Raw genomic sequence first — 10,251 nt, 5'->3', positions numbered from 1 at the left:
CCTCTCACCACTCAAAAGCTAATATCGTAATTTAATCTATTTTAACATGATTTTTAGTAAGACAAACATACGAGGAAAGAAAAGTAAGGACTAGAATGAACCCAAAACGTATTAAATCTCAGAAAATATGCAACATTCTTATTTACTTACATTTCTATACGTAAATGAATGATAAATATGTCTTTTGGCAAATCTTGGCAAAGACGGAGCATTTACCAATTTCACATAAGTATTTTTAGGAACGCCAAAGTACTCATACACCACATTATCTTGAAAAATGATTTTCAACGTTTCGTCTTTATAATCAAAATCTTCAATGATAGAGGTTGAAGTAATACGAGTATATTCTTCCAAATTAGCCGCTTGCGTTTCAGGGGCAATAGCCACCAAAAGATTATAAGCTTCGATGATTACTTTACTTTTAATAGCTGCCTGAGCTTGAAGCTCTTCATTGTCTTGAATTTTATCAGGATGCCACTCTTTGATTAAATTTCTATATGTTTTTTTTAATTCGGAAAGCTCAGTTGTTTTTGTTGCACCAAATAAAGTTCTATAAGAATTGATTTTTTTCATGAATTTGTCAAAATGTGAATAACGGTATTAAACACCTGTTAATACTTTGCAAAATATTATTCGGGTGCAAAATTAAGGATTAATATTCAATCTGTTGCTTTACTTGTCTATCAATCTGCGAGATAATCGAAAAATGAACTAATCGTAACAGATAAAATGAGCATATACTTTGGGGAATTTTGAGGAAAAATTTCGAATTTCTATGTCTTTTACTCAACAAAAAACAAGTCTTAAAGAATGGAATGATATTTTGAAGAATCAAATCGTAATCAATTACAAAAAAATTATTCTTTAAAATTATGAACAAGAAATCAGGTTTATTCATTGTAGCTATTTTATTAGTAGCTAGCTTATCAAAAGCTCAAAATTTATCTTTCGGTCCTTCGGCTGGTGTAAATTTTTCTAATTTATCTTCCAATTCAAATACTTCTACTAAAACAGGTTTAGCAACAGGAGTATTTTTTAACTATAGTAGTAAGAATTGGTTTGGTGTAGGTGTACAGGTGTTATATAGTGAATTGGGTGCGAAACTCAAAAATACTGATAATTCTATCAACTTAAATTACATACAAGTACCTGTTTTATTTACTTATTATTTCAATGGCAATAATACAGTAGGTTCTTTCCGTCCAAAATTATTTGCAGGACCTCATGTAGATTTTTTGATGAATGCGAAAGATAAAAATGGTATTGATTTGAATCCTAACGGACAATTTTATTCAAGTACAGATTTGGGCTTAACGGTAGGAGCTGGCTTTAATTATGCTTTAGCAGAAAAAATTTGGTTGAATGTAGATGCTCGTTACGGCTTAGGTTTAACAGATACTACTAAATCAACGACTATCAATAGTATGAACAGAAATTTAGGAATCAATGTAGGAGTAAGCTTCCCGATTGGAAGTATTTAATTTACAGCGATATAATAAAAAATCCCATTTTACTCATAAAAAAGTAAAATGGGTTTTTTCTGTTTGCTGTAATTATAATTTTTTAGCAACTAAATCCATTGCTACGCCTATTAATATTGCTATGATTTCAAACGAGATAAAACCTATTAAATAGGCACAGAGTGCTTTGAAGTAATTTTAAAGCCTCCGCCAAAAAACTGCCCAATAGCCCAAGCAACGTATAATAATATAGCAATGTAAAGGAGTGTATCTAAAATAGTATTATTGATAAATTTGGCAATGATAGGATGTACCGAAAACCATAACATACCTTCACCCATGATAAAACATAACAAAACGCCGATTTCGTAAATATTATAGGAATACTTTTTGAAAAAAATCTTCGTCCAAAAGGCTATAAATAGCAACATCAAAATATTGGCATATCCATAATTGTTCTGAACCCAAAGCATCACATCATTTACATTTGAAGTACCATACTGTTTTTTTAGTTGTTCTTCACTAAGCATATCAACTTCCAAATAACTCGTAATCAAGCTATAAACTACCGAGCAAAGAATTAAAAAAGTGACAGGCTTTGTACAAGCATTTCTATTGGTGTCTAGGTAATGATGAATCATTTTGCCAGGACGAAGTAACAATTCACGAACAGTAAACAACAAACCTCGTTCGTAGCCAATCAGATTTAGAAATTCCTCTACGGCATATTTTCTATCGACTCTTTCCAATACAATTTCTTGTTCTTTGGTATTATTAGCTTGATTAGAATATTGTAAATGTTCATTCTTCATATTAACCTAATGGTTTTTAGTTTGTGCGATTTAGCTTTCGATTTGATTTATTCAAAAATAGAGAAAAATAGGCAATAAAAAATCTCCCATCTTGCCATATTGATATGGTAAAAAGGGAGATTGGTTATTTTATGTATAAAAATTAGCCCTAACATTTTCCTCAGAAGGCTTTACATTTTACACAATCCAAAAATATTTTTCCGCAGAGCTATTTTTATTTTCCGCAAAGGCATTTACATTTTCCGCAATTCAGATTTAATCTTCCTCAATTCAAAAATAATCTTCCTCAGAGCCATTTACATTTTCCTCAGAAGGCTTTACATTTTACACAATCCAAAAATATTTTTCCGCAGAGCTATTTTACTTTTCCTCTGAAGCTCGTTCAAGACTGTGTCTTGGACGTTTGTTTAATTCAGTTTCAAACTGAAATAAAGTTTAGCACAAGTGACGCTTTGTTTGATATTTGTGAAAATTGGTAGCTTGACAAAAAAACGTTAGAGTTGATTGAGTAGTCAAAAGATGATTATCTTTGTAAAAAACGAATGTTTACTTACTGAAACCGATGATAGAGCAAATAAAATTCAAAAATTTCAAAATATTTAAAAACTGGCAAACGCTTGAAATTAAACCTATCACGATATTAATAGGGAAAAATAATAGTGGTAAGAGTGCGATAGCTAAGTTACTTGTCATGATTGGAGAAAGTCTAAAAGGTAAACAAATAAGTTGGCAATATCAGTTAGGTGATGACAACTCTAACACTATTGATTTGGGAAGTGAATTTAAGGATTTAGTATATGAAAGAAGTGTAATTGGAGCATTAGAGCTTGAATTACAAAATTCAGAATCTAAGAAATTATCCTATGTGATCAATTCTCAATATGGTATTTTAGAGTATATTGAGAATGAGAATATTATAGATATTTCAACAGCAATATTCAAGGGTTTTTTACTAAATGGCAAAATTAAAAATGGGTTTACTTTAGAAACAGACTATATTGGTGCTATTCGAGTTGAGCCAGAGTATACTTACACATATAATAATAGTAAAATTGAATCTATCGGTATTAGGGGGCAAAATGCTTACAATATAATAATTTATGATTTTTTAAATGATGGAACATTAATAAAAAATGTAAGTGATTGGTATATGAAAAATTTTGAGGGCTGGAAAATAGAGGTAAAAGAGGAAAAACTTCCAACTGGAACATTTTATCAAATTGCGATTACTTCGAAATCTTTAGAGATTAATATCAAACAAACTGGACAAGGTATTCACCAAATACTCCCTCTTATTGTTAAATCTTACTTAAAAGAAAAAAGTCCAAGATTAACTATTATTGAGGAGCCAGAAACACATTTACATCCTGCTGCTCATGGGGTTTTAGCTCAACGTTTTGCAGAATCATATCTAAATGACAACAATAAAAAGTATTTAATTGAAACTCACTCACAAAATTTTGTTTTAAGAATGAGACGTTTAGTCGCTGAAGGAAAACTAAAGCCTGAACACTTGGCAATTTATTACGTGGACTTCAAACAAGAAAACAATGAGAGTTTATTGAGGAAAATAGAAGTTGATAATTTAGGTCGAGTTAACTGGTGGCCAGAAGGTATTTTTAATGAAACATTATCAGAAACTATGGCTATTAGAAATGCACAATTAGATACTTAAAATTATGATGGTAGAATTTAACAATAGTATATTTGATAGTAATAATTTTAAGGGTGTAAATTATTTGCTTCAACTTTGCACTTATAAAAGCCGTTATAAGGTTTTCGTAGAATTGACAGAGAATATCAAAGGAACATCAATCTTTAAAAATCTAAATTACGACGACCAACAATTATTAATACAAGAATATAACTCAATCATTCAATCTCAAGAGGCAATAAACCCTAGTTGTGTTATTTGTGAAAACCTATCAACTGATCAAGAATTTAACATAGAAGAAGCAATTAGATACTTAATTCAACCAGTGAGTATTATATTGGAGAATAGTAAAAACGATAGCTATTTCTTAAAGTCTATTTTTAAACATTTTGATACAACTGGCAATACAAGTAGACATTTAGATAATGGCTGGATTCAATTTGAGAATGCAGGAGGCTGCGATAATATATCTAATTTTTTGGAGGGGAAGTTACAATCATTTAATAGTTTACCTAAAGCGAATAAATCTATTTATCTTAGGTGTTTTGTATTGATGGATAGTGACAAATTGCATCCGAATATGGACTTGTCACCAACAAAGCAAAAAACTAAAAATTTTATAGAAACTCACCATATTCCTTATAAAATTCTAAACAAAAGAAGTGTTGAGAACTATTTACCAATTGAAACATACAACCAAATCACTAATTCCTCGTTTGATAACTGGAAAGCTAGTTTTTACAGACTGACTGATAATCAAAAAGATTTTTTAAACATAGCAATCGGGTTTTCAAGAAAAAACGGAAACGGTACACCTAAAAAAGATAGGAATAATGTAAATGGAGAAACAAACAATTTATATGATTCTCTTAGTCAACAAGACTATGACAATCTAAACCAAGGGTTATCACAAATAGGGGATTTTAAAACAACATTTCCGACTTTTTTTGATTCAAATTATGTTTCAAACACAAACCTTTTAGAAAGAGAAGGTGGAACAGAGGTAAATAACGAATTTTTAGAAATACTTCAAAAAATCAACGATTTATTATGACAGGTATAGTCAAAATTAAACCCGATAAGCAAAGTTTACCAGACTACATAAATGATTTTGAAAAAGGTGGACTGCAAGTACCTGCTTTTCAGAGAGATTTTTTATGGACTAATGATAAGAAATTAGAATTATTTGATAGTATCAAAAAAGGGTACCCCATTGGTTCTATTTTACTTTGGCAACCCAATTTTAACGATGAAGATGATTATAAAAAATTGGGTTCAGATAGATTAGGTTCTTATGAAACTCCTACAAGGATAAATAATTTTTTTTATATTTTAGATGGTTTTCAGAGGCTTTCAACTCTTATAGGATGCCTTTTTCATCCCAATAGAGCAAAACAAAAAGGAATAGAAAAGGATGAAAATGAATGGCAAAAGAAATTTAATATTGTTTACAATCTAAAAGATGAAGAGTTTGAAATAAATCGCTCCAAAGGATTTCAAGGTTTAGAATTTTATCAAGTACCAATCTATAAATTGGTTGATGGAAAAGAGTTCTTTTCGTTTCAGAGAAGTTTATTTAACAATGACGATGCTGAGTTGTACATACAGCGGTACGAAGAAATGAGTTTAGTATTCCAAAAATATGAAATACCTAATATAGAGATTCATGGAGGTTCTGTTTCGGAAGCAGTTGATATTTTTCAAAGATTAAATTCTACCGGTTCACCAATAACTGCCGATTGGATTGTATCTGCCAGAGCATTTGGTAAAGATAATAATTTTAGATTTGGTACAGAAATAGATAGACTTTTAGATAGCAAGTTATCAAAGTTGAATTTTGACAGCTTAAAAAGAAATGTAATTCTTCAATGTATTACTAACTCATTTGACGGTGTATTTTTTGATCAAATGTCAAAAAATAGCAGCAAGAAATTGGAAGATTTAGTTGACAGAAATGACTTTATTCCTGTAACAAAAAAAACATTTGGAGCTATTGAAAAAGCTGTAGAGTTTTTATTTCAATACCTTTTTGTACTTGATAGCAAGTTTTTACCATATAATAATCAATTAATTTTTATTACAGATTTTTTTAATAAAATAGATAACCCAAGTCAAATACACATTGACAAACTAAAATACTGGTTTTGGGTTACAACATATTCTAATTATTTCACCATTTATAATCTTAGTAAGCAAAGGAAGGCATACGAAGAATTTCAAAAATTTCTTGAAGATGAAAATTATAATCCAATTTATTTTGATAAACCTATTCCTTTTGAGACTGTAGAATTTCCTCCTAAAATTGAAATGGGTAGTGTAAGGTCAAAAGCATTAGGATTATTCATGCTTCAATATCAAATGAAGAATTTGCCATTAGATGTTAGTCAAGTAAATGGATACAAAAAATATTATTTATTTGGTGATGTTGAGGATATAAATATTTCAGAAAATACTGTTTTAATAATTGATGATGGTAAACAGATTTATAAAAAAAGTAAAGATTTATCTGAATGGCTTGGCTCAAATGAAGATTATTCTGCTTTTTTTATCACTGATGAAATGAAATATATGTTTAATAGTAATCTCTCAAAATCTGAGATTCTTTTAAAAAGGAAAGAATTGATTGTTCAAAAAGAAAAAGAGTTTGTTGTTAATGATTTGAAAATTATGTACATGTAGGGTGTATAATAAAAAACTGCTACAAAATCCCAATAAATGGAATCTTGTAGCAGTTTTTTATTTCTCAGCCGAAGACTGAAAGCCGATAGCCGACTACTTACTTCACTTCCTCAAAAGGAACATCTTCTGCTTGTGAAGAAGAACCTGAATCAGCAGTTTGACCTGCATCTCCAGTTGGTTGAGCTCCTTCTGGGCTACCTTGTGCATACATTTCTTGCGAAGCTGCTGCCCAAGCGTTGTTTAATTTTTCAAGTGCTGAATCAATTGAAGCTGCATCACGTGAAGCGTGTGCTGTTCTTAATTCTCCTAAAGCACCTTCAATCGCTGATTTATTTCCTGCCGAAAGTTTCTCGCCGTACTCTTTCAATTGTTTTTCTGTTTGGAAAATCAATGAATCAGCTTGGTTGATTTTTTCGATTTTTTCACGTTCAGCTTTATCTTCTGCTTCGTTAGCTTTCGCTTCTTGACGCATTTTTTCGATTTCAGCATCCGTCAAACCGCTTGAAGCTTCGATACGGATATTGCTTTCTTTTCCTGTTCCTTTATCTTTTGCAGATACGTGAAGGATACCGTTAGCATCAATATCAAAAGTTACTTCTACTTGTGGAACGCCACGTGGTGCTGGTGGAATACCGTCTAAGTGGAAACGTCCTAATGAACGGTTTTGAGTTGCTAATGGACGCTCACCTTGTAATACGTTCAATTCTACTGAAGGTTGGTTGTCTGAAGCAGTCGAGAATGTTTCAGATTTTTTCGTAGGAATTGTAGTGTTAGCTTCGATTAATTTAGTGAAAACGCCACCCATTGTTTCGATACCTAATGACAAAGGAATAACGTCTAATAATAATACGTCTTTTACTTCACCAGTTAAAACACCACCTTGAACAGCCGCACCGATTGCTACAGCTTCGTCAGGGTTAACACCTTTAGATGGTTTTTTACCGAAGAATTTCTCTACTTCTTCTACTACTCTTGGAATACGAGTTGAACCACCTACCAAGATTACTTCGTCGATGTCTGAGTTGGTAAAGCCCGAATTTTTCATCGCACGTTTACATGGCTCAAGCATTCTTTGGATTAATGAATCAGCCAATTGCTCAAATTTAGCACGAGATAAAGTACGTACTAAGTGCTTAGGCATACCGTCCACAGGGAAGATATATGGCAAGTTGATTTCAGTAGAAGCACTTGAAGATAATTCTACTTTTGCTTTTTCAGCAGCTTCTTTCAAACGTTGAAGAGCCATTGCATCTTTACGCAAATCAACACCTTCGTCGTTTTTAAATTCGTTTGCTAACCATTCGATGATTACTTGGTCGAAGTCGTCACCACCTAAGTGTGTATCACCGTCAGTTGACTTTACTTCAAATACGCCATCACCTAATTCTAACACTGAAATATCGAAAGTACCACCACCTAAGTCGAATACAGCGATTTTCATATCTTTACCGCCTTTGTCAAGACCGTAAGCTAAAGCTGCTGCAGTAGGTTCGTTGATGATACGTTTTACTTCTAAACCTGCAATTTGTCCAGCTTCTTTAGTTGCCTGACGTTCTGCATCGTTAAAATATGCTGGAACAGTAATAACGGCTTCAGTAACAGTCTGTCCAAGATAATCTTCGGCAGTTTGTTTCATTTTTGTTAAAATCTGAGCCGAAATTTCTTGTGGCGTATAAAGACGGTCGCCAATGCGAACACGTGGAGTATCGTTTGAACCTTGCTCAACAGTATAAGCAATTGTTTTTAGTTCGCTTCCTACTTCTGTATAACGTTTACCCATGAAACGTTTGATAGAAGAAACTGTGTTTTTAGGATTAGTGATAGCCTGGCGTTTGGCAGCGTCACCTACTTTACGTTCACCGTTACCATTATCTAAGAATGCAACGATTGAAGGTGTAGTACGACGACCTTCTGAGTTAGCGATTACGACTGGCTCGTTACCTTCCATTACAGCTACGCAAGAGTTGGTTGTTCCTAAGTCAATACCGATAATTTTTCCCATTTTAAATTTTAATTAAGTATATGAATAAGATTTTTAATTTTACAATAAAGAGGCTTACAAGAATGTTTGCCTATTTTTGTTCGTCTGTTTAAGTATTGATTCTTTGAAATCATTGCATCAACAGACAGAGATTTCCTTACTTTCAACAATCTTAATGCCAGTAGTTTTTTTAGCGATTTTTTGTGCCATAATGGCAGAACTGCTTTTTTTATTGTCATACTAGCAGATAATATTTTTTAAAACTGACAAAATACCATTTAAAACAGCAAGAATATTTAAGAGATTAATCATGAAAATATACATCCATACGAAATTTGAAGCTAGCGAAGTTTCAGTTATAAAAGAACAATTAGCTGGGAAATACGAAGTATTAATTGGAGAAGAAATTTTGCCAGAAAATAGAGAAGAACAATTTCTAAGTGCAGATATTTGTTTTGGAAATGTCCCTTTAGCTTGGGCAAAGCAAACAAGCAAACTTCAATGGTTGCAATTACATTCCGCTGGTCTTGACCCTTATCAACAATTAGAAAACCATACTTTTCAACTTACTAATCTCAAAGGTTTCTTTGGTACTTCTGTCGCAGAAACAGCCGTTGCAGGAATTTTAGCGATGTATAGAGGTGTGGGGCATTTAGCCAAACTTCAAACTGAATCAAAATGGATTGGTACTCCTCTTCGTTCAAGTTTACATTTACTTTCAAATGCTAAAGTATTGGTTTTAGGAGCTGGAGCAATCGGACAAAAAGTAAAGGATTTATTGGTTGGTTTTAATTGTGAAACTACGGTTTTGGATTCTAAAACGGTTGTCAATTTAGACGAGTACTTGCCTACAACCGACATTTTGGTGGCTACTTTGCCAGAAACGCCAGAAACAATTGGCTTGCTAAATAAAACCAGATTACAAATGTTAAAACCTTCTGCACTTTTTGTAAATGTAGGAAGAGGTTCGGCAGTGGATGAAATAGCTTTGATTGAGCTTTTGCAACAAAATAAAATTTATGGTGCAGTACTCGACGTTACTGCAAAAGAACCAATTCCTGAAAATCATGTACTTTGGCAAATGCCCAATGTTTTGTTGACACAGCATACTTCTGGTGGTTGGGCTGAGGAAAATTTGGATAAGATTAAGTTTTTTATCGAAAATCTAGCAAGATTTGAAAAAGGAAAAGCTTTGATAAATATAGCTAATTTAGCACGTGGGTATTAATCTAAAGATGCCTTAAAAAAGAATATTTACTCTTTCAGGATAAGTATTCTTTTTTAAGGCAATTATCTGGTATTAGTGATTGTGAAATTTTACTTTCTCCAAGATATTTTCAGTAACAAAAGTGCTTGCCTGTGGTCTTATTGATAAAATAGGGATTTTGGCATGATTCATCACTTGCTGAGTAAAAGGTCCAACAAAATAATCTTCTATTGAATAATTAAAATCTGCCGTGATTATCATTAAATCCACTTCTAATTCATCAGATTTCTTGAGTGCGGTATAGGTCGATAATATGCAATAAATGAAGTGTTGATTGATAATTGTGGCTCAAAACAACATAATCCAGTGCATTCAACGATGTCTTACTGTAGTCAATAGGAACTAAAATGTTATTGATGCTAAGATTTTCCATGACTTTAAATATTTAAGGTGGTATT

Annotated in this window: 9 protein-coding genes; 5 read left to right on the top strand and 4 right to left on the bottom strand. The window is 32.2% G+C overall.

The features are described 5' to 3' along the window. Positions 1 to 138: 138 nt before the first annotated feature. Entirely contained in the window at positions 139 to 573 is a 435-nt protein-coding gene (locus HNP25_RS20330; RefSeq protein WP_184137374.1) for a KTSC domain-containing protein, read from the bottom strand. A gap of 299 nt (positions 574 to 872) precedes the next feature. Here HNP25_RS20330 and HNP25_RS20325 point away from each other — a divergent pair, with 299 nt between their 5' ends. Continuing rightward, the gene (locus tag HNP25_RS20325; protein WP_184137372.1) at positions 873 to 1,481 is read left to right on the top strand and encodes a porin family protein; all 609 of its coding nucleotides are present in this window, start codon (positions 873 to 875) and stop codon (positions 1,479 to 1,481) included. 146 nt (positions 1,482 to 1,627) lie between these two features. Here HNP25_RS20325 and HNP25_RS20320 read toward each other — a convergent pair whose 3' ends face one another. Further along, positions 1,628 to 2,272 carry a DUF3667 domain-containing protein gene (locus tag HNP25_RS20320; RefSeq protein WP_184137370.1) on the bottom strand — a complete coding sequence of 215 codons (645 nt, stop codon included), beginning with the start codon at positions 2,270 to 2,272 and terminating at the stop codon, positions 1,628 to 1,630. Positions 2,273 to 2,834: 562 nt separating this feature from the next. Between HNP25_RS20320 and HNP25_RS20315 the strand changes: the two genes are divergently transcribed. Genes HNP25_RS20315 through HNP25_RS20305 form a run of 3 tightly spaced genes read left to right on the top strand, consistent with a single transcriptional unit; the run spans position 2,835 to position 6,605 of the window. Further along, the gene (locus HNP25_RS20315; protein WP_184137368.1) at positions 2,835 to 3,947 is read left to right on the top strand and encodes a DUF3696 domain-containing protein; all 1,113 of its coding nucleotides are present in this window, start codon (positions 2,835 to 2,837) and stop codon (positions 3,945 to 3,947) included. A gap of 4 nt (positions 3,948 to 3,951) precedes the next feature. Further along, the gene (locus HNP25_RS20310; RefSeq protein WP_184137366.1) at positions 3,952 to 4,980 is read left to right on the top strand and encodes a hypothetical protein; all 1,029 of its coding nucleotides are present in this window, start codon (positions 3,952 to 3,954) and stop codon (positions 4,978 to 4,980) included. Next, entirely contained in the window at positions 4,977 to 6,605 is a 1,629-nt protein-coding gene (locus tag HNP25_RS20305; RefSeq protein ID WP_184137364.1) for a DUF262 domain-containing protein, read from the top strand. The genes HNP25_RS20310 and HNP25_RS20305 overlap by 4 nt, the downstream gene beginning before the upstream one ends. Before the next feature lie 97 nt (positions 6,606 to 6,702). Here HNP25_RS20305 and dnaK read toward each other — a convergent pair whose 3' ends face one another. Then, positions 6,703 to 8,607, bottom strand: a complete 1,905-nt coding sequence (gene dnaK, locus HNP25_RS20300) for a molecular chaperone DnaK (RefSeq protein ID WP_184137361.1) — start codon at positions 8,605 to 8,607, stop codon at positions 6,703 to 6,705. A 289-nt stretch (positions 8,608 to 8,896) separates the two neighbouring features. On the opposite strand from dnaK, the gene HNP25_RS20295 reads away from it, so the two are divergent. After that, positions 8,897 to 9,814, top strand: a complete 918-nt coding sequence (locus tag HNP25_RS20295; RefSeq protein ID WP_184137359.1) for a D-2-hydroxyacid dehydrogenase — start codon at positions 8,897 to 8,899, stop codon at positions 9,812 to 9,814. Positions 9,815 to 10,073: 259 nt separating this feature from the next. Here HNP25_RS20295 and HNP25_RS20290 read toward each other — a convergent pair whose 3' ends face one another. Then, the gene (locus HNP25_RS20290) at positions 10,074 to 10,226 is read right to left on the bottom strand and encodes a universal stress protein (protein ID WP_184137357.1); all 153 of its coding nucleotides are present in this window, start codon (positions 10,224 to 10,226) and stop codon (positions 10,074 to 10,076) included. Positions 10,227 to 10,251 lie beyond the last annotated feature (25 nt).

Source organism: Arcicella rosea (assembly GCF_014204325.1).
GTDB classification, from domain to species: Bacteria; Bacteroidota; Bacteroidia; order Cytophagales; family Spirosomataceae; genus Arcicella; species Arcicella rosea_A.
Note: the sequence above shows the minus strand (reverse complement) of the source record. Positions and strands in the feature narration are given on the sequence as shown.